Annotated in this window: 19 protein-coding genes; 11 read left to right on the top strand and 8 right to left on the bottom strand. The window is 67.6% G+C overall.

The window, feature by feature from the left end; genetic code table 11:
- Window positions 1–307: 307 nt before the first annotated feature.
- The 4 genes from hpaD to hpaH are packed head-to-tail and all read left to right on the top strand — an operon-like array spanning window position 308 to window position 4,315.
- Entirely contained in the window at window positions 308–1,288 is a 981-nt protein-coding gene (hpaD, locus tag ATO11_RS05780) for a 3,4-dihydroxyphenylacetate 2,3-dioxygenase (RefSeq protein WP_050529875.1), read from the top strand.
- On the top strand, window positions 1,288–2,685 hold the full coding sequence (locus tag ATO11_RS05775; RefSeq protein ID WP_050529874.1) for a pyridoxal phosphate-dependent decarboxylase family protein: 1,398 nt from the start codon (window positions 1,288–1,290) through the stop codon (window positions 2,683–2,685). The genes hpaD and ATO11_RS05775 overlap by 1 nt, the downstream gene beginning before the upstream one ends.
- The gene (locus ATO11_RS05770; protein ID WP_050529873.1) at window positions 2,682–3,518 is read left to right on the top strand and encodes a fumarylacetoacetate hydrolase family protein; all 837 of its coding nucleotides are present in this window, start codon (window positions 2,682–2,684) and stop codon (window positions 3,516–3,518) included. The genes ATO11_RS05775 and ATO11_RS05770 overlap by 4 nt, the downstream gene beginning before the upstream one ends.
- Complete coding sequence (gene hpaH, locus ATO11_RS05765) at window positions 3,515–4,315, top strand: 2-oxo-hept-4-ene-1,7-dioate hydratase (RefSeq protein ID WP_050529872.1); 801 nt, start codon at window positions 3,515–3,517, stop codon at window positions 4,313–4,315. Before ATO11_RS05770 ends, hpaH begins: the two co-directional genes overlap by 4 nt.
- 40 nt (window positions 4,316–4,355) lie before the next feature.
- On the opposite strand, the gene ATO11_RS05760 is transcribed toward hpaH, so the two are convergent.
- The 8 genes from ATO11_RS05760 to ATO11_RS05725 form a co-directional block, all read right to left on the bottom strand.
- The gene (locus ATO11_RS05760) at window positions 4,356–5,795 is read right to left on the bottom strand and encodes an aldehyde dehydrogenase family protein (RefSeq protein ID WP_050529871.1); all 1,440 of its coding nucleotides are present in this window, start codon (window positions 5,793–5,795) and stop codon (window positions 4,356–4,358) included.
- A gap of 3 nt (window positions 5,796–5,798) precedes the next feature.
- Window positions 5,799–6,845, bottom strand: a complete 1,047-nt coding sequence (locus ATO11_RS05755; protein WP_050529870.1) for a zinc-dependent alcohol dehydrogenase family protein — start codon at window positions 6,843–6,845, stop codon at window positions 5,799–5,801.
- Window positions 6,846–6,848: 3 nt separating this feature from the next.
- Complete coding sequence (locus tag ATO11_RS05750; protein ID WP_050529869.1) at window positions 6,849–7,589, bottom strand: sulfotransferase-like domain-containing protein; 741 nt, start codon at window positions 7,587–7,589, stop codon at window positions 6,849–6,851.
- Window positions 7,590–7,754: 165 nt separating this feature from the next.
- Window positions 7,755–8,570, bottom strand: coding sequence for a hypothetical protein (locus ATO11_RS05745; protein WP_050529868.1), 816 nt, complete (start codon window positions 8,568–8,570; stop codon window positions 7,755–7,757).
- Entirely contained in the window at window positions 8,567–8,983 is a 417-nt protein-coding gene (locus tag ATO11_RS05740; RefSeq protein ID WP_050529867.1) for a GFA family protein, read from the bottom strand. Before ATO11_RS05740 ends, ATO11_RS05745 begins: the two co-directional genes overlap by 4 nt.
- Window positions 8,980–9,405, bottom strand: coding sequence for a GFA family protein (locus tag ATO11_RS05735; protein WP_082176173.1), 426 nt, complete (start codon window positions 9,403–9,405; stop codon window positions 8,980–8,982). Before ATO11_RS05735 ends, ATO11_RS05740 begins: the two co-directional genes overlap by 4 nt.
- Window positions 9,406–9,431: 26 nt before the next feature.
- Window positions 9,432–10,526 carry an aromatic ring-hydroxylating oxygenase subunit alpha gene (locus ATO11_RS05730; protein ID WP_050529865.1) on the bottom strand — a complete coding sequence of 365 codons (1,095 nt, stop codon included), beginning with the start codon at window positions 10,524–10,526 and terminating at the stop codon, window positions 9,432–9,434.
- Complete coding sequence (locus ATO11_RS05725; RefSeq protein WP_050529864.1) at window positions 10,523–11,410, bottom strand: MurR/RpiR family transcriptional regulator; 888 nt, start codon at window positions 11,408–11,410, stop codon at window positions 10,523–10,525. The genes ATO11_RS05730 and ATO11_RS05725 overlap by 4 nt, the downstream gene beginning before the upstream one ends.
- A 59-nt stretch (window positions 11,411–11,469) precedes the next feature.
- Between ATO11_RS05725 and ATO11_RS05720 the strand changes: the two genes are divergently transcribed.
- The 7 genes from ATO11_RS05720 to ATO11_RS05690 all read left to right on the top strand — a co-directional run bounded on the left by ATO11_RS05720 (window position 11,470) and on the right by ATO11_RS05690 (window position 19,752).
- On the top strand, window positions 11,470–13,953 hold the full coding sequence (locus tag ATO11_RS05720; protein WP_050529863.1) for an FAD-dependent oxidoreductase: 2,484 nt from the start codon (window positions 11,470–11,472) through the stop codon (window positions 13,951–13,953).
- 4 nt (window positions 13,954–13,957) lie between these two features.
- A complete protein-coding gene (locus ATO11_RS05715; protein WP_050529862.1) occupies window positions 13,958–15,049 on the top strand; it encodes an alcohol dehydrogenase family protein in 1,092 nt (363 codons plus the stop codon).
- Entirely contained in the window at window positions 15,046–15,636 is a 591-nt protein-coding gene (locus tag ATO11_RS05710; protein ID WP_050529861.1) for a dimethylsulfonioproprionate lyase family protein, read from the top strand. The genes ATO11_RS05715 and ATO11_RS05710 overlap by 4 nt, the downstream gene beginning before the upstream one ends.
- Window positions 15,633–16,253: a dimethylsulfonioproprionate lyase family protein gene (locus ATO11_RS05705; protein WP_050529860.1), complete on the top strand. Its 621-nt coding sequence runs from the start codon at window positions 15,633–15,635 to the stop codon at window positions 16,251–16,253. Before ATO11_RS05710 ends, ATO11_RS05705 begins: the two co-directional genes overlap by 4 nt.
- Window positions 16,250–17,356 carry a mandelate racemase/muconate lactonizing enzyme family protein gene (locus ATO11_RS05700; RefSeq protein ID WP_050529859.1) on the top strand — a complete coding sequence of 369 codons (1,107 nt, stop codon included), beginning with the start codon at window positions 16,250–16,252 and terminating at the stop codon, window positions 17,354–17,356. Before ATO11_RS05705 ends, ATO11_RS05700 begins: the two co-directional genes overlap by 4 nt.
- A gap of 139 nt (window positions 17,357–17,495) precedes the next feature.
- On the top strand, window positions 17,496–18,602 hold the full coding sequence (locus ATO11_RS05695) for a mandelate racemase/muconate lactonizing enzyme family protein (RefSeq protein WP_050529858.1): 1,107 nt from the start codon (window positions 17,496–17,498) through the stop codon (window positions 18,600–18,602).
- Window positions 18,592–19,752: a mandelate racemase/muconate lactonizing enzyme family protein gene (locus ATO11_RS05690; RefSeq protein ID WP_050529857.1), complete on the top strand. Its 1,161-nt coding sequence runs from the start codon at window positions 18,592–18,594 to the stop codon at window positions 19,750–19,752. Before ATO11_RS05695 ends, ATO11_RS05690 begins: the two co-directional genes overlap by 11 nt.
- The last annotated feature ends 1 nt before the right edge of the window (window position 19,753 follow it).

The following is a 19,753-nucleotide window of genomic DNA, read 5'->3' as shown; positions in this document are numbered from 1 at the left end:
CAATTCTGCAGACCTTTATGGTTGCCAAGTCCGGACGCCAGCCAAGCGGCGCGCTGTGGGCAGCCAAATCGCCATGCCGGGGGGCGGCCCGGCGATGCGCGTTCATCGGGCTTACGCGGCCCCACTGGGGCCACAATCCCTCTGCGGCCTGCGGCCTTGATTCCGCGCGGGCACTTCAGACGGGCGGTCGGTGCGTGAGACAAGAGGTCCCGGCTCAGAGGCCGGGACGCGACACACGCAACTGCAAACAACCCGCCCCGGACTTGATCCGGGGCCTCCACGCCACACCGGCCAGAAGGACCACCTGATGCCCGTCCCACCCCCGGTCCTGCACCCGCCGTTCAACACCGTCCGCCTCAGCCACATCACCTACACGGTGACCGACCTCGCTACGTCCCGCGCGTTCTGGGTCGACACACTCGGCCTGCAGATCAGCGCCGAGACCGACACCGCCCTGCACCTCCGCGCGATGGAGGAACGCAACCACCACTCGATCATCCTGCAACAGGGCGTTGAGCCCCGCGCCGGGGCGCTGGCCTTCAAGCTCTACGAAGACGCCGACCTCGACCGCGCCGCTGACTGGTTCTCGGCCCAAGGCCAAGGCACAACCTTCACCGACGACCCACTTACCGGCCGCACGCTGCACACCACCGACCCGCACGGTGTCCCGCTGGACTTCTACGCCCGCATGACGCGCCTGCCGTCGATCCACCAGAACTACGCACTCTACCACGGCGTCAAACCGCTCCGGATCGACCACTTCAACCTCTTCAGTCCCGACGTGGACGGCTCCATCGACTTCTGGACGCAGATGGGCTTCCGCACCACCGAATACACCGAGGATGCCGAGACCGGGAAATGCTGGGCCGCGTGGATGCACCGCAAGGGCGGCGTGCACGACATCGCGTTTACCAACGGCATCGGCCCGCGCCTGCACCACACCGCCTTCTGGGTGCCGACGCCGCTCAATATCATCGACCTTCTGGACCTCATGTCCACCACCGGCTACCGCGACAACATCGAACGCGGGCCGGGGCGGCACGGCATCTCCAACGCCTTCTTCCTTTACATCCGCGACCCGGACGGCCACCGGATCGAGATCTACTGCTCGGACTACCAGACCGTCGATCCCGACCACGAACCGATCCACTGGGACCTCAAGGACCCCTCCCGCCAGACCCTCTGGGGCGCCCCCGCCCCGCGAAGCTGGTTCGAGGAAGGCACGCTGTTCGAAGGCCTCGCCCCCCGCGAGCCCGCGCTCAAGGCGCAACCCATCGTGGCGCCCTGATGGAGTGGGAGGGCTTTTCCGATTGGGGCCGCCACGTCGCCGACTGGGCCGAGGCGTATCACCGCGACATCCGCGACCGCCCCGTGCGCGCGCAGACAGCGCCGGGTGACATCGCCGCCCAGATCGCCCCGCACCCGCCCGAACAGGGCGAGGGGATGGAAGCGATCTTCCGCGATTTCGAACGCATCGTGATGCCGGGGATGACCCACTGGCAGCACCCGCGCTTCTTTGCCTATTTCACCTCCAACGCCTCGCCCGCCTCGGTCCTGGCGGAATACATCGTGTCGACCATCGCCGCGCAATGCATGTTGTGGCAGACGTCCCCGGCGGCAACCGAGATGGAAGGCGTGATGATCGACTGGCTGGCGCAGGCGCTTGGCTTGCCGGCCGGGACCTCGGGCGTGATCCAGGACAGCGCCTCCTCCGCCACCCTCTCTGCCGTCCTGACCATGCGCGAACGCGCGACCGGCTGGCGCGGCAACCGCGAGGGGCTGAACGCACAGGGCCGGTTGCGCATCTACTGCTCGGATGAAGTGCACTCCTCCATCGACCGCGCCTGCTGGGTCGCCGGCATCGGGCAGGATAACCTCGTCAAGCTGCCCACTACCGGCGCACCGCATTACGGGATGGACACCCACGCCCTGCGTCGCGCCATCGACGCGGACCTCGCCGCCGGACACATCCCCGCCGGGATCATCGCCATCACCGGCGGCACCGGGATCGGCGCCTGTGATGACCTGAACGCGGTCGCGGACGTGGCCGAGGCGCACGACCTCTACACCCATCTCGACGCCGCATGGGCCGGGTCCGCGATGATCTGCCCCGACCTGCGCGAGCCATTCTGGGACGGCGCAGGGCGCTATGACAGCATCGTCTTCAACCCGCACAAATGGTTGGGCGTGCAGTTCGACTGCGCCGCGCAATTCCTGCGCGACCCACGGGCGCAACTGAACACGCTCAAGATCGAGCCCGAATACCTCAAGACCTCGCAAACCGTCATTAACTACAGCGAGTGGACGATCCCGCTGGGCCGCCGGTTCCGCGCGCTGAAACTGTGGTTCGTCATGCGCGCCTACGGCCTCGAAGGTCTGCGCGCCCGCATCCGCAACCACGTCATATGGGCGCAGGAGCTGTGCGAGGTGGTCCGAGCCATGGACGGGTTCGAGATCGTGACCGGCCCGATCCTGTCGCTCCTCTCCTTCCGCTGCCCCGGCGACGACGCGATGCAGCAACGGCTGGTCGACGCAATCAACGACGATGGCCGCATATACCTTACTCAAGGCATGCACGAAGGCCGCCGCATGATCCGCCTGCAGGTCGGCCAGTTCGAGACGACGCGCGAAGACGTGATGATGGCCGCCGACGTGATTGCCGAGGTCTGGAGCACGCTCAAATGAAGATCATTTCCTTCACCCACAACGGCACCGCCCGCTGGGGCCTTCTGCAACCGGACGGCATCGCGCCGATGGACCACCTTGCGCCAACGGTGAAAAGCGCGGTCGAGGCGGGCTTGATCGCCTCGCTGCCGTCGGACACCAAAGCAACGCTAAAGCCCGACGAGATCGCGCTCACGCTCCCCCTGCCCGATCCGGGCAAGATCATCTGCGTCGGCGTGAACTTCCCCGACCGCAATGCGGAATACAAGGACGGGGTCGAGGCGCCGCCAAACATGTCCCTATTCCCCCGCTTCCCGCAATCCTTCACGGCCCATGACCAGCCCCTCATCCGGCCCCCGGAAAGCGAGAAACTCGACTACGAGGGCGAGATCGCCATCGTCATCGGTACCGGAGGTCGCCGCATCGCCGAAGCCGACGCATGGTCCCACGTTGCCGCCGCAACCCTTTGCAACGAGGGCACGATCCGCGACTGGGTGCGGCACGCGAAATTCAACGTCACCCAAGGCAAGAACTGGGACCGCTCGGGCGCGATGGGGCCGTACCTGACGCCTATCACGTCTGCAGATCAACTCGCCGACATCCGCCTCACCACCCACGTGAATGGCGAACTCAGGCAGGACGACAGCACCAGCCGCATGCTGTTCCCGATCCCGCGCCAGATCGCGTACATCTCGACCTTCACGACGCTCCATCCCGGCGACATCATCGTCACCGGCACCCCCACCGGCGCGGGCGCGCGGTTCGACCCGCCGCGATACCTCGAACCCGGCGACGTGATCAAGGTCACCGCCGAGGGCCTCGGCACCCTGCGCAACACTGTGGAGGACGAATGACCCCCGACCAGATCAACGCCGCCGCCACCGCGCTGTTCGAGGCCGAGACGACGGGCCAGCAGATCGGCCTTCTCAGCCTCGCCTATCCCGACATCACGATGGACGACGCCTACGCCGTCCAGACCCGGCTCATGGCGCTGAAACTGGCCGAAGGCCGCCGCGTGATCGGCTGGAAGATCGGCCTGACCAGCCGCGCCATGCAGGACGCGCTTGGCATCGACATCCCCGATTCCGGCGTTCTGTTCGACGACATGGCCTTCGACACAGGCAGCACCGTGCCCGAGCGCCGGTTCATCGAACCACGGGTGGAGGCAGAAATCGCCTTCGTCATGGACGCGCCCCTGGGCGGCGCGGACATCACCCGCGACGACGTGCTGGATGCCACGGCCCATGTCTGCCCCAGCCTCGAACTGCTCGACACGCGTATCCTGCGCAAGGATCCCGCCACCGGCTCCCCGCGCCGGATCTTCGACACGATATCGGACAACGCCGCCAATGCCGGTGTCGTGCTGGGAGAGGCCCGGCACGACCCGCGCGTGGTCGACCTGCGTCGCGTCGGCGCCATCGTGACCCGCGATGGCGGGGTGGAGGAAACGGGTCTCGGCGCGGGCGTGCTGAACGATCCGGTCGAAAGCGTGGTCTGGCTCGCCCGGCGCATGGCGCAATACGGCCAGCGCATCGAACCGGGTCACGTGATCCTCTCCGGCTCCTTCATCCGCCCCATCGAATGCCCCCCCGGCAGCGCGATCCACGCCGATTTCGGCGATTTCGGAGAGGTCTCCATCTCCTTCGCCTGACCGAACCGAGGCCGCCCACCAGGGCGGATGAGGGCGCGGTTTACCTCCGCGCGATGGCGATGTTTTTGGTCTGCACGTAGTTCCAGAGCGCCTCGCGCCCCTTCTCGCGGCCATAGCCCGACTTGCCATAACCACCAAACGGCGTCTCGACCCCGCCGGCGTACCATTCGTTGACAAACACCTGCCCCGCCCTCAGCCGCCCCGCCGCGCGCATCGCGCGGTCGATGTCGCGGGTGAACACGCCCGAGACGAGCCCGTACTCGGTGCCGTTCGCGATCCCGATGGCCTCGTCCTCGTCCCGGAAGGTCAGGATCGACAGGACCGGGCCGAACACTTCGTCCTGCGCGATCTCCATGTCGGGCGTCACATCCGCCAGAACGGTGGGTTCAAGGAAGGCGCCGGGGATGTTCATCGCCCGGCCACCCGTCGCCAGCCGCGCGCCCGCCTCGACCGCTCGCGCCACCATGCCCGCCGCCCGGTCGCGTTGCGGCACGCTGACCATCGCCCCCATGTTCGCGCCGAACTCCGTCCGTTCGATCCCCGGCCCGACCGACAGCGACTGCGCGACAGACGCCGCGCGCTCCACCATCTCCTCCGCCCGGCTCTCATGCACGATCACCCGGCTCATCGCCGAACAGACCTGCCCGGCATTGAAGAAGATGCCCCAGCGCAGGTCACTCTCGAACGCGTCGAGATCGGCGTCTTCATGCACGATGGCCGCCGACTTGCCGCCCAGTTCCAGCACGCAAGGCACCACGTTCCGCGCCGCCGCCGTCGCGATGTTGATCCCCGTCGCGACCGACCCGGTGAACACGATCTGGTTCACGCCGCCGTGCCCGGCCAGCGCCGCGCCAGCCTCGCGCCCCAGCCCGCACAGCACGTTGACCGCACCCGCGGGCAGCCCGACGGCTTCGGCAGCACGGGCGAAATAGCCGTTGGTCAGCGGCGTCAGTTCCGGCGATTTGATCACGCAGGCATTGCCCGTCGCCAGCGCCGCCGACAGCGACCGCGCCGTCATCTCCACCGGGTAATTCCACGGGATGATCTGCGCCGACACGCCCATCGGTTCGTATTCCGTCCAGTCGAAATACCCCGCGCCCAAGGGGATCGAGCGGCCTTCGACCGTCTCCGCCTGGTTGCCGTAATACTCGAAATACCGCGCCGCGCCGTCGACCTCGATCTCGGCCTCCCACAGGGGCTTGCCCTGTTCGCGCGTCAGCACGCGGGCGATCTCGTCGCGGTTTTGGGCGAGGTACCGCCCCATCGCCTGCACCATGCGCCCGCGTTCCACGGGGCGCAGATCGCTTAGTAGGCCCGCGCGGTGCACCCGCTGCGCCGCCGCCACCGCGCGGTCGACGTCACCCGCATCGGAAAGCGCGTGGGTGGCAAAGACCTCACCCGAGCCGGGATCCTCCACGTAGATCCGGCCCGCGCCGCCCTCGACGAATGTGCCGTCGATATAGTTCTGCCAATGGTCCATGTGTCAGCTCGTGAAGTCGGTGATGAGGGTGATGCCGGGCGGTTGCGCCGCGTCCATCGCGGCCAGCGCGCGGCCCGCCTGCGACAAGGGGATACGCGCCGTGATCAGGCGGTCGAGAGGCAACGCGCCCTGCGCATAGAGGTCCAGCAACCGGTCGAACCCCGCCGCCCCCATCCCGCGCGTGCCGTGCAGCGTCAACTGTCGCGCATAAACCAGTTCCAGCAGCGGCAGCGGCACGGTTTCATGCGCGCCCACCGGCATCCCTATCTGCACGTGCCGCCCGAGCTTCCGCAAGGAGCGGAGCGAGGCATCGAAGGTCGCCGTGATCCCCAGCGCGTCGACCGACACATGCGCGCCGCCTCCCGTCAGCGCGCGCACCCGCGCCGCCACGTCGCCTTCTGCCGCGCTCACGCACAGGTCCGCGCCCAGATCGCCCGCCATGCCCAGCGCCGCGTCGGATATGTCGACCGCGACCACCTTCGCGCCCAGCGCCTTTGCGATCATCACCGCCGACAAGCCCACACCGCCGCAGCCATGCACCGCCAGCCATTCGCCCTTTGCCAGCGCCCCGCGATCCGTCAGCGCGCGCCATGCCGTCGTGACCCGGCACCCCATCCCGGCGGCGATGTCGAAGGGCACGGCCTCTGGCAAGGGGACAAGGTTGAAATCGGCGCGCGGCACGGCCACCGCCTCGGCAAAGGCACCCCATTGGGTAAATCCGATCACCGCCTGGCTGTCGCACACGGTCGGCTGGCCCGCCGTGCAGTCGGCGCAGGTGCCGCATCCAAGGATGAACGGCGCGGTCACGCGATCTCCCACCGCGTGCCGCGCGCAGTCCGGCCCCACCGCCGCGACGATGCCCGACAGTTCATGCCCCATCACGTGCGGCAGCGTGACGTCCGGGTCGGCCCCGTCCCATGCATGGTGATCGGACCGGCAGACACCGCACGCCTCAAGACGCACGATCACGCCGTCCGCCGGGCAATCCGGGTCCGGCACGTCTGTCAGGACGAGCGGGTCGCGCCAGCGGGTCATCAGGGCGGCTTTCATGTCTCAGACCTTCAGTCGATGCGCATGCAGGTGATCGTAATGCGGGCGCATCCGGCGCACCACCTGCCGCACACGTTCGGGCGCGTCGTCCAGTTCGACATACCGCCGCTTTTGCGGCGTCAGCCCGGTCGAGGCCTTCAGGTTCTGGTGAAAGGACCCGCCATCCCACCAGCTGTACTGCCCGGTATCCGCGCCCGGCTCCCAAGTCAGGGCGTGTTCGAGGAAGGGAATGCCCACCGCATCGCAGAACGCTTCGGTTATCGCGTGTGGGTTCTCCAGCAGATCGCCGGAATCGATTACCGGCGGCGGCGCGCCGTTCAGCGCGGTCAGCAGGTCGAACAGCGCGCGCTGTTCAGGGAACCCGACCTCCAGCTCGTCGAAATCGGGCCACTTGTCGTACATCGACGTGACCGTCAGCGCCGGATCGCGGATCAGGAAGGCATGGGTGAAATGCCCGAGGAATTCGGGCGTCCACATGTGGTTGATGTAGTGTGGGAAGTCCTTGAGGAAGACCGGCCCGCGCGCCGCCCGCGCCCGGATTTCGTCCCAGACCGAGGCCAGCGTCAGCCCCGGCGTCGTCTTCTCGCCCTCGCGGTACCGCGGCCACAAAGGGTCCTCTCCCTGGTACCACGCCTCTCCGAACGGTTCGTGCAGGCAGTCAAGATCCCCGCGCTGCCGCATCATCCATTCGAACGCGGTGGAGGTAGAGCGCGGCACGGCCCAAAGCGCGACGATCTTATGCATCAGGGTCACCGTTCAGGGCCGGACAGCGCCCGTACCGCACGGGGCGCCCTTCCGCTGCGCCAAAGACTGAAAGCGCGCCGACGTGACCGCTGCCTGTCCACGGCAACCCTGCGCCCGCCCCGTGGGGGGCGGTGCGGGCGCTGTTCGGCTGCGCCGAACCGGGCATCACAACGCTTCCAGCAACCGGCCATGCGCGCCTTCGGGGCGCAGGCCAAGCGAGCGGAAGATGCGCCAGTAAAGCGCCGTGTCGTGGCCGATCACCGGCTTGCCGATGGCGGCTTCCAGCTGCGGGATCAGGTGCAAGGGCCGCTGCGGTTGCCCGTTCGGCCCGGTGCGAAAATTGCACATTCCGTTGATCAGGATCGCCTCGGCCTCGGGCGCCTTCTCGGCGACATAGGCAAAACTGCGCGCGGCCAGTTCCCCGTCAAAGATCCAGCGTTTCGCGTTCACCGCCGCCTGATCGGGGAACCATCCCTGATCGACGAAATTCCCGGCCCACAGCACCTCGATCCCGGCTTCCTGCAGGAACCCGACCGTGCCCTGCCACCACTCAGGCCAGTGATAAGCCGCGTTCAAAGCCACCGATCCGATCCCCTGATCACGCAGCGCCTCGACCATCGCGTATCCCGCCATGTGGAACGCGACGCCATGGGTGTCGGAGAGCCGCGCGCAATGGTCCGCGATGCCCTGCACGCCCAACCCGCTGGCATGCACCCAGTTCGACCCCACCTGCGCCGCCACGTCTGCCCCGTTCCGCGCCATGCAATGCACGAAATCGTCCAGCATGGCGAAATTCGCCTTCCTCTGGTCCAGCCCGTGCACGTAGTCGGGCACATGCAGCATCCAGCCATGCACACCCACCGTCTCGGGCGCGATCCGCTGGAAGTCGGTCGGCGCCGCGTCCCAGTCGAAGGGCGGACAGGTGAACCCCACCTGGTGCGGGAAGAGCTTTTGCTCGGGCGTCCAGTCCGAAGGCATCATGGCATCGGATCTCCCGCATCGGCGCTGCCCGCGTATTTGGGCAGGCCGTCGTCGATCTCCACCCACGGCAGACGCTCGGCATAGTGGAAATGCGCCTGCGGCTCGAACTGCGCCGGGTCGTCGAGGGAGGCCGCGTAAAGGTGCGTCTCTTCCGGCCAGATCACGTTCTGATAGGTCATCTGCGTGCCGCACACCGTGCAGAACGACCGCTCCACCCGGCCCCCGGACGTCTCGAAAGTGGTCCGCGCACCGGTCCACGTGACCGAGGCCCGCCGCACCCCGAAAAACGACGTGAACGGGGCCGAGGTCGCCCGGCGGCAACTGTCGCAATGACAGTGCCCGGCCCAGAGGACGGGACTGTCGGTCTCCCATGTCACCGCCCCGCACAGGCAGCGTCCCGACAGGGCGGTCATGGCGTCTCTCCCGGTGCGACCGAGAACCCTTCATGCATCTCGGACCCGGCGGGCACCGGTGCCCAGCACACCCGCTCGCCCGTCACCACGTGCCGGTCGGGGACGTATCGCGCCGGGTCGTCCAGCGTGCCGATGTTCATGAACACCTCGTCGGGCCAGAGGTCCGATCTGAACCACAGCCGCGTCCCGCAGGCGGGACAGAACCCGCGGCTCGATTCAGGCGTGTACCGGTAATCCTGCCACGTCCCCTTCAGCACCAGACCCTTCACCGGCAGGCCAAGCACGGCGGTATATCCCGCCGCCACGCCCCGGCGACATTCGTCGCAATGGCACAACAGGTTGCGCGTCTTGGGGCCGGGATGCGTCCACCGCACGGTGCCACAGGCGCAACCGCCGCTCCATTCCGTCTCGTCACTCCCCATGGCACCCCCTCCCCGCGTCGGCCATTTCAGCAGTCCTGCAAGTCCACCGCCTCGCGCATCCAGCGCTGCAAATGCAGGATCGAATGTTCCGAGTTCACGCCGCAGCGCGGGTCGACCACCAGCGGCCCCGGCACATATCCGCGCGATTTCAACCCGCGCTGCACCGACTCGACGAGGTGGATATCCTCCTCCACCGTCGTCTCGCGATCCTGCACCGCCAGTTGCCGGACGGTTTCGTCCTCCACCCCGTCGACGGAATACCACCCGCGCCAGACCACCACCCGCCCGGCATCCACGGCACGCCAGTGATAGGTGTTCAGCACGTTGCCGGGATAGACCTGGAACGAGAACATCGGCCACAGGAACCACGACGAATACTCCGCCTGATGCTCGAACCCCGAATGGATGTCGTATGTCATCTGGTCGAGGTTCTGGCACTCGGTCGTGTGGCGCAGGCAATAACCCTGCGGCTGGATGTCATAGGTTTCGGGCTTCACCACGCCGGTCGCGAAGGTCGGGTGGTTGAGCGAGCAGTGATAGCACTCTGAATAATTCTCGACCGATACCTTCCAGTTGCAGTTCTCCGGGATCTCCACCCATTCCAGCGGCTTCAGCCGCTCATGGTGCGGCACCCATTTCTCCAGCTCGGCCCGCGCACCGGGGAACCAGTCTTCCATCGGTTTCGCATCCGGGTCGAGGTTGACGAAGACGAAGCCAAGGAACACCTCGGTCCGCACTTCCGTCAGGCAGATGGAGGATTTGTCGAACCCTTCGACCTGCGCGATGTTCGGTCCCGCGCGCAGCCCGCCCGTCAACTCGTAGGTCCAGGCGTGATAGGGGCAGACGATCACCCGCGTCGTGCCCGATCCCTGCACCAACTGGTGCGCGCGATGCTGGCAGACGTTGTAGAACGTGCGGATCACGCCATCCCGGCCCTTCACGCAAAAGAGCGACTCGCCCGCCATCTCGAACGCATGGTAATCGCCCGGCCCCTCCAGTTCCGACGCATGGCAGGCAAACTGCCATGTCCGCGCCAGAAGTCCCGCCTGCTCGGCGGCGAACACGGCGGGATCGGTGTAATACCGCGCCGCAAGCGATCTGACCGGGTTCGGGGCGTTCATCGGGGATCCTCGGAATAGATGCCAAGCGCGTGCCGCCGCCGGTGAAAGCTTTCGACCCGCGCCACGATCTCATCAGAGGAAACCGCGATCACAAAGCTCAGGAGCGTCTCCAGAAGAGCGATAATCGACACCGAGGACGGAAAGAATTGCGGCCCGTCGCTCGCCACCACGAATCCATGGTCCGCGCCCCGGATCACGGGGGAAGCGCGGCTGTCGCTGATGCCCACCACCGTCAGCCCTTGTTCGCGTGCGACCTCGATCGCCTGAACGACCTCTCCGCGATAGGGATGGCAGGTCATCGCGATCAGCACGTCCTGCCCGTCGGCAAAGGCCAGGTCGTCGATCGCCGAATTGCCCGCGCGCGGGATCGCGTGGAACCGCGTCATGCCAGTGGAGGCAAGGTAGGTGAAGTTGCGCGCATTGGCGTGGTTCACGCCGACGCCCAACACGAAGACCTGCCGGCAATTCCAGATCGCCTCTGCCGCCGCCTGCAACGCGGCGGGATCGATTCCGGCAAAGGTCTCCTCGATATTGTCGAGCACCGCGCGCACGCTGTCGGCGTACAGCGCGCCCAGCTGCCCGCGCTTGCCCACGTCCTGCAACCACCGCGCCCGGTCAGGAAAACCGGCGGCACCCGACCGGATCGCCTCGCGGAACGGTTCGCGGAAATCCTCGTATCCCTCGAAACCCACCTGCCGCGCCATGCGCACCAGCGTGTTGGGCTTGACCTGCGCGGCCTCGGCCATCTCACGGACGGAGGAGATGCCCACCTCGCGCGGGTTCTCCAGCACGTAGCGCGCCGCCTTCTGCGCCTCGGGCGTCAGGCCGTCCCACTCGTCGCTCAGCCGCTCAAGCACGCGGGATGATACGTTTGTGCCATTCATGATTGACGGTGGTACATTCGTGTCCTACGCCTGTCGAGCGGATTCTTCGGAGCGGTGCAATGAACAAGCCCTTTCCCAGCCATGCGCGGGTGGTCATCGTCGGCGGCGGCGTCATGGGTGTGGGCCTTGCCTATCACCTCGCCCATGAAGGCTGGGGGGACGACACGGTGCTGCTGGAAAAGGCCGAGCTGACCAGCGGCTCGACATGGCACGCGGCGGGCCAGATCACCCATTCCACCTCGTCCTTCTCGTTGGGCAAATGCGTCGATTACAACATCGGCCTCTACTCCGGCGCGCTGGAGGCCGAGACCGGGCAGGCCGTTACGTGGCACGGCTGCGGGTCGTTCCGGCTGGCCTACACCGAAGACGAGATGGACTGGCTGCGCCACACCCTGTCCGTCGGCCGGGCGCTGAAATTCAACATCGAACTGGTCGGCCCCGACCGGGTCGCCGAACTGCACCCGTTCTACAACCTCGACGGCGTGCTCGGCGCGCTGCACACGCCCGATGACGGGCACGTGGACCCCACCAACGTGACGATGGCGATGGCCGCGGGCGCGCGCGCGAAGGGCGTGCGCATCATCCGCCGCTGCCGCGCGACCAACATCACGCGCCTGCCCAACGGCGAATGGCAGGTCGACACCGAACAGGGCACCATCACCTGCGAACACGTCGTCAACGCGGGCGGCACCTATGCCCGCCAGATGGGCGAATGGTCCGGCCTGACCATCCCCACCACCTCAATGACCCACCACTACTTCGTCACCGAACCCGTGCCCGAATTCGCCAACCTCGACCGCGAACTGCCCGTCATCCGCGATGACAAGAAAGTGTCGGGCTATATCCGGATGGAGCAGAAGCGCGGCCTGATCGGCATCTACGAGAAGGCCAACCCGAACACCGTCTGGGAAGACCACTGCCCTTGGGAGGCCGAGAACGAGCTGTTCGATGCCGATTACGACCGCGTCATGCCGTGGCTCGAAGAATCCCTGAACCGCATGCCGATCTTCGCCGACCTCGGCATCACGCGCGAGGTGCATGGCGCGATCTCGCACCCGCCCGACGGCAACCCGCTGATCGGCCCGGTCTTTGGAGCACCGAACTACTGGTGCTGCTGCGGCACGCAGATCGGCATCGGCTGGGGTCCGGGCCTGACCCGTGAACTGGCGCGCTGGATGGTGCACGGGTCTGCCGACATCTCGATGCGCGATTACGACCCGCGCCGCTTCGGCCCCTATGCAACGAAGGACTGGCAGGTTGTGAAGGCGCGCGAGGATTACTGCCTCCGCCACGAAATCCCCTTCCCCCACTTCAACCGCCTCGCCGGCCGGCCGGTGAAACCCTCGCCCCTCTACGACACGCTGAAGGCCAAGGGCGCGGTGTTCGAAGAGGTGTTCGGCCACGAACGCCCGCGCTGGTTCGCACCCGAAGGCGTGGCGGCCCCCATCGACCAGTATTCGTTCCGCCGCAACACCGTGCACGACATCGTCGGGGCCGAGTGCCGCGCCGTGCGCGAACGGGTGGGCATCATGGACATCTCCGCCTTCACCAAGGTCATGGTCGCAGGCCCCGATGCCCGCGCCCTGCTGGAACGGCTTGTCGCCAACAAGCTCCCAATGAAACCCGGCGGCATCGCGCTCACCCACATGCTCAACCGCCGGGGCCGGATCGAACTGGAAACAACGGTGGTGAACTGCAGCGAGGCGGGCACGCAAGGGCCCGACGAGCGGTTCTACCTTGTCTGCGCCGCGTTCTTCGAACAGCGTCTGATGGATCATCTGACCGCGCATCTGGGCGACGCAAAGGCCACGATCACCTGCCTGTCCGACGACTGGGCGGCGCTGACTATCAACGGCCCCCGCGCCCGCGACGTCATGGCAGCCTGCACCGATGCCGATTTGTCGAACGCCGCCTTCCGCTGGCTCACCGCACAGCAGATCACGCTCGCGGGCCATTCCATCTGGGCCTTCCGCATGTCCTATGCCGGTGAACTGGGCTGGGAACTGCACCTCCCCCGTGCCGCCGCGACAAACGTCTACGACGCGCTCTGGTCCGCGGGCCAGCCGCACGGCATCGCCGACTACGGCTCCTTCGCCATGAATGCCCTGCGGATGGAGAAAGCGTTCAAGGGCGCGGGCGAACTGACCAACGAGGTCACCCTGCCCGAAGCCGACGTCATGCGCTTTGCCCGGTCCGAACACGACTACCTTGGCAAGAGCGCGACGCTCGCGGGCCGCGACGCGATGCCGTGGGTCTGCGCCTACCTCTCCATCGACCCCGATGGCGAGACCGACGGCCATGGCGGCGAAGCCGTCCTGATGGATGGCGAGGTGGTCGGATCGACATCCTCTGTCGCGTTTGGACATGCGGTCGGACAGATCCTCGCCTTTGCTTACGTCAAACCGGCCGCCGCCGCGCCGGGCACCGCGTTGCAGGTCGTGATCCACGGCCAGCCGCGCGCGGCCCGCGTGCTGGGCGCGCCTGCCTATGACCCAGACAGCCTGCGCCCGCGTGCCGACACGCAGGCCGTCGCAGCGGAGTGACCACATGATCCCCGACACGATGAACGCAATGGTCCTGACCGCCCACGGCGACCTCGACGTCTATGAATGGCACACGGACTGGCCGGTGCCCAAACCCGAAAGCCGCGAGGTGCTGATCGAGGTCAAAGCCACCGGCATGAACAACACCGACGTCAACACGCGGTCCGGCTGGTATTCCAAGGCGGTCGAGGACGCGACCACCGGCGGCGCTTTTGAAACGGTGGGCGAGGAAGACCCCAGCTGGGGCGGCGCGCCCATCACCTTCCCCCGCATACAGGGCGCCGATGTCTGTGGCATCGTCGTGGCGGTCGGGCCGGACGCCGATGCCACGCTGATCGGCAAGCGCGTCATCACCGACAACTGGCTGCGCGACTGGTCCGATCCGATGGACCGCAACAAGACGGGATATTTCGGCTCCGAAGCCGATGGCGGTTTTGCGCAATACACCAAGATCGACGAACGCAATGTCGGCGTGATCGACAACGACATGACCGATGCCGAGCTTGCGACCTTCTCCTGCTCCTACTCCACCGCCGAAGGCATGCTGGTCCGCGCCGATGTCGGCGCAGGCGACACCGTGCTCGTCACCGGGGCCTCCGGCGGTGTGGGCGGTGCATTGGTGCAACTGGCCAAGCGGCGCGGCGCAACCGTCGTGGCGCTCGCGTCCGAGGCCAAGCACGCCGACGTCGCAAAATGCGGCCCCGACGCGATCCTGCCCCGCGCGCCCGCCAACCTGAAATCCGCCCTGCGCGAAGCCATAGGGCGCGATACCGTCGACGTGGTCGCAGACATCGTCGGCGGGCCCTATTTCGGCACCGTGATCGACGCCTTGGCGCGCGGCGGGCGCTACACCTGTTCCGGTGCCATCGCCGGGCCCATCGTGTCGCTCGACCTGCGCACGTTCTACCTGCGCGACCTGACCTTCACCGGCTCCACCGTGGTCCCGCCGCACGTGTTCCGCGACCTCGTCGGCTATATCAACCGGGGCGAAGTCAAACCGATGCTCGCCGCCACCTACCCGCTGAAAGACCTCAAGACCGCGCAGCAGGTCTTCATCGACAAGGTCCACACCGGCAACATCGTGGTCGTTCCGTGACCGATCCGGCCTTTGTCCGCGCCTTCCAGGCGGCTCAGGCCATTCACGCGCTGCCCGACGTGCAGGGCTTCGTGCCCATCGACGACGCCGCGCGCCTGTCCCCGCGCGCGCCGTGGCTTGTTCCCGCCGCGCGCAACATGCGCGAGGACACCGCGCTCGACACGCCCAACCCCGACTGGCGCGACCCGCTTGTCGCGCTGTGGGACAAGGTGCCGTGGCGCGAAACCTACCGCGACACCGATATCGGCGACGACTTCATGGACCGCTTCGGCTGCTACGAACTGGTGGGCCACGATGGCCTTTTCGTCAGCCACAAGATGCGCGGCTTCGTCGTCTACATGCCCGCAAACCTCTATTACGGCTGGCACCACCACCCCGCGGAAGAGCAGTACACGATCCTCGCAGGATCGGCCGAATTCGAACAGGTGGGCACACCCCCGCGCATCATGCGCCCCGGCGAAAGCGTTTTTCACCCCTCGAACGTCCCGCACCGCACGATCACCCACGACACGCCGCTGCTGGCATGGGTCGCGTGGCGTCCGCCGCACATGGACATCGCGCCAGTCCTGACCGAGGGGATGGAATGACCCGCGCCCTCACCCGCCTGCGCGACACCCTGCGCGCCCACGTTACAGGCCACGCGCCCGACATCGCCGCGTTCTGCGGGACGGCACTGGCAGCGGATCACCGCCTCGCCCCCGTCACGCCACGCGACCTGCCCGCCACGCGCCTGCTGCCGGGAGCGCTGAAGACCGCCGAACCACCCCTCGCACCCGTGATCCGCGCTATCGTCGATGCCGCGCCCCACGTGGCGTGGAGGCACAGCTACGCGCCCACCGATCTCGGCATCGGTGCCGGCTTCCTCGACCGCTCGGGCTGGTTCAACCTGATCGCGCCTTCCGGCCCCTTCGTTCATCCCGGCCTGCGCCTGTCCATCGGCATCTGGGACGCGGGCCTGCACTATCCCCGCCACTGGCACGCGCCGGAGGAGATCTACCTTGTCCTCTCCGGCCCGGCGACCTTCCTCTCCGACGGCCGCGCACCGCGCGTCGCGCGTCCCGGCGACACCGTGCACCACGCCCCGAACCAGCCCCACGCCGCGCAGATGGGCGACGCGCCCCTGCTGGCGGCGGCCTTCTGGACGGGACGCGACCTCGAAGTGCCCTCGACCCTCGCGCCCCTGCCGGACGAGGCCACGACATGAAGATCACCCGCATCCGCCTCTACAAGACCGACCTTCCCTATGTCGGCGGCACCTATACATGGGGCGCGGGCAACCCGCTGACCGTCGCGCGCGCGTCGGTCGTGGTGATCGACACCGATGCGGGCCTGCAGGGCTGCGGCGAGTTCACCCCCTGCGGCGAGAATTACATGATCGCCCATTCCGCCGGTGTCGATGCCGCGCTGTACCTTCTCGCGCCCCGCCTGCTGGGCGAAGACCCCCGGCAAGTCGCCGCCATCGAAGGGCTGATGGATGCCCGCCTTCAGGGCCACGGCTATGCCAAGGCGCCGGTGGATGCCGCCTGCTGGGACATCCTCGGCCAGTCCTGCGACCAACCCGTCTGGATGCTGCTGGGAGGCAAGCTGACCGACGGCGCGCCCATGTACCGCGTCGCCCCGCAAAAGGACGTGGCCGACACGGTGGCCGAACTGAACACCCACCGCGCCGCCGGATACCGCCAGTTCCAGGTCAAGGTCGGGGGCGACTGGACCACCGACATCGACCGCATCCGCACCGTCGTCCCGCTTCTGGAACCGGGCGAGGTCGCCATGGCCGACGCCAACCAGGGCTGGCGAGTGGACAACGCGATCCGCGTCGCCCGCGCCACGCGCGACCTCGATTACATCCTCGAACAGCCCAGCCGCACCTACGCGGAATGCCAGCAGGTCCGCCGTGTCGCCGAACAGCCCATGAAGCTCGATGAATGTCTCACCGGCATCCACGCCGCCCAGCGCATCGTCGCCGACCGGGGCGCGGACCTCTGCTGCCTGAAGATCTCCAACCTCGGCGGCCTGTCCAAGGCGCGGCGCGTGCGCGACTACCTCGTCGACAACCGCATCCCCGTCGTGGCCGAGGATACCTGGGGCGGGGAGATCGCCTCGGCCACGCTCGCGCATTTCGCGGCCTCAACCCCGCCCGAATACCTGCAGAACACCACCGACCTGATGAACTACAACACCCGGTCCACCGGCATCGGCGGGCCATCGGTCGCGGACGGCAGGCTTTACGCCACCGACACCCCCGGCCTCGGCGTCACCCCGGATTTCGACAGCCTCGGCCCGCCCGTGCAGGAGTGGACGACATGACGCCGCACATCACCATGACGCGACCGAAAGACGCACGACACGCGCGCCGATCCCCGGACGCCCCTCAACCAGACCCAACCGCAATGACCCACGACCAACAGCCGCGAGGCGGGCACGCAAGGGCCCGACGAGCCCGCCCATGAAGATCACACGCATCACCATCTTCCAAGCCGAACTGCCGCTCGAATACCCCTACTGGCTCTCGGGCGGGCGGCTCCTGTTCGAAACGCTCGACGCCACCTTCGTCCGCATCGACACCGACGAAGGCCTCACCGGCTGGGGCGAAGGCACCCCTTGGGGCCACACCTACGTCCCTGCCCACGGCCCCGGCATCCGCGCGGGGATCGAGACGATGGCGCCTTTCCTCACGGGCCTCGACCCGCGCCGCGTGCTGGATGTCGAACGCGCGATGGACCTCGCCCTGCCCGGCCACCTCTATGCCAAATCCCCCATCGACATGGCCTGCTGGGACATCGCCGGGCAGGCCGCGGGCCTCTCCATCGCCGCCCTGATGGGATCGCACGGCACCCGCCCCATCCCCATCGCGTCCTCGGTCGGGGCCAAGACGGTCGAGGAAACGCGCGAGGTGATGGACCGCTACCGCAACCGCGGCTACGTCGCCCATTCGGTCAAGGTCGGCGGCGACGTGGCGCGCGACATCGCCCGCATCCGCGATGTCGAGGCACACCGCCCCCAAGGCGAAATCATCCTCTACGACGTCAACCGCGCCTGGACCCGGCAACAGGCCCTGCGGGTGATGTCCGCGACCGAAGACCTGAACGTCATGTTCGAACAACCGGGCGAAACACTCGACGACATCGCCGCGATCAGCGCCAAGCACGCGGCACCCGTGTCTGTCGATGAAAGCCTCGTCACCCTGCAGGACGCCACCCGCATCGCCCGCGACGGCATCGCCGAGGTGTTCGGGATCAAGCTCAACCGCGTCGGCGGCCTGACACGGGCCGCGCGGATGCGCGACGTGGCCCTTGCCCACGGGATCGACATGTTCATCATGGCCACCGGCGGGTCCGTGCTGGCCGATACCGAGGCTCTGCACCTCGCCGCCACCTGCCCCGATCACACCTGCCACGCCGTCTGGGCCTGCCAGGACATGCTGACCGTCGACGTGGCCGCGGGCCTTGGCCCCCGCGCCACCGCGGGCCACCTGACCCTGCCCGACACCCCCGGCCTCGGCGTGCACCCTGACGAGACCACATTGACCAAGGTCGCCACCTATGAACCATGACGCCCCCACTGCGAAGCGCGCACGCAAGGGCGCGACGAGCACACCGTCCCGGATCACCAAGCTCACCCTCTGGCAGGTGCCGCTCACCAGCCACGTCGCCTACCACATGGCCGATGGAAAGACCTGCGACACCGTCACCACAACGGTGCTGGCCATCGACACCGACACCGGCCTGACCGGGTGGGGAGAGGTCTGCCCCATCCCCCATTACCTGCCCGCCTATCCCGGCGGCGTCGCGCCCGCGCTGACCGAACTGGCTCCCGTCCTGCTGGGCGCCGATCCCGTCGGCCCCGAGGCGCTGATGGCCGCGGCCGACGCCTACCTGCCCGATCACCGCTATGCCAAGTCCGCGCTCGACATCGCGCTCTGGGACCTGACGGGCCAGGCGGCGAACCTGCCGCTCTACGCGCTGCTGGGCGGACGCCAGGCCGCCGACATGCCGCTCTACCACTCGATCACCTGCATCGCGCCCGACGACATGGCCGCCATCGCCCGCGAGGCGCAAGGACAGGGCATCACCCAGTTCCAGGTGAAACTCGGCGCATCGGGCGACTGGTCCACCGATGCCGAGCGTCTCGCCAAGGTGCGCGAGGCGGTGGGCGACGGCCCGCTCGTCTACGGTGACTGGAACTGCGGCGCGACCCCGCTCGATGCCACCCGCACCGCCCGCGCGGTCCGGCATCTCGACATCATGATCGAACAGCCATGCCCCACGATCGAGCAATGCGCGCAGGTGCGCCATGCCACCGGCCTGCCCATGAAACTGGACGAAGCCGCACATGATACCGCCACGCTTCTGGAAGGGGCCAAGCACGCCTGCATGGACGCGGTCGCGCTGAAACTGTCGAAATTCGGCGGCCTGTCGAAACTCCGGCAGGCCCGCGACCTCTGCCTGCACCTCGGGGCGCGCATGTGCGTCGAATGCACCTGGGGGTCCGACATCGTGACCGCCGCCGCGCTGCACCTCGCCGCCGCCACCCCGCCGAAATGGCTCCTGAACACCTGCGACCTGTCAGGCTATGTCGGCCCCCGCCTCGCGCCCGACGCACCCGCGCGCGCCAATGGCCGCATCGCCCCGCCCGATGGCGCGGGGCTGGGGATCACCGTCGACCGCGACGTGCTCGGCCCGCCGATCCTCGAACTGTCCTAGT

Source organism: Pseudaestuariivita atlantica (assembly GCF_001205715.1).
GTDB lineage: Bacteria > Pseudomonadota > Alphaproteobacteria > Rhodobacterales > Rhodobacteraceae > Pseudaestuariivita > Pseudaestuariivita atlantica.
This window is presented reverse-complemented; position numbering and strand designations above follow the sequence as displayed.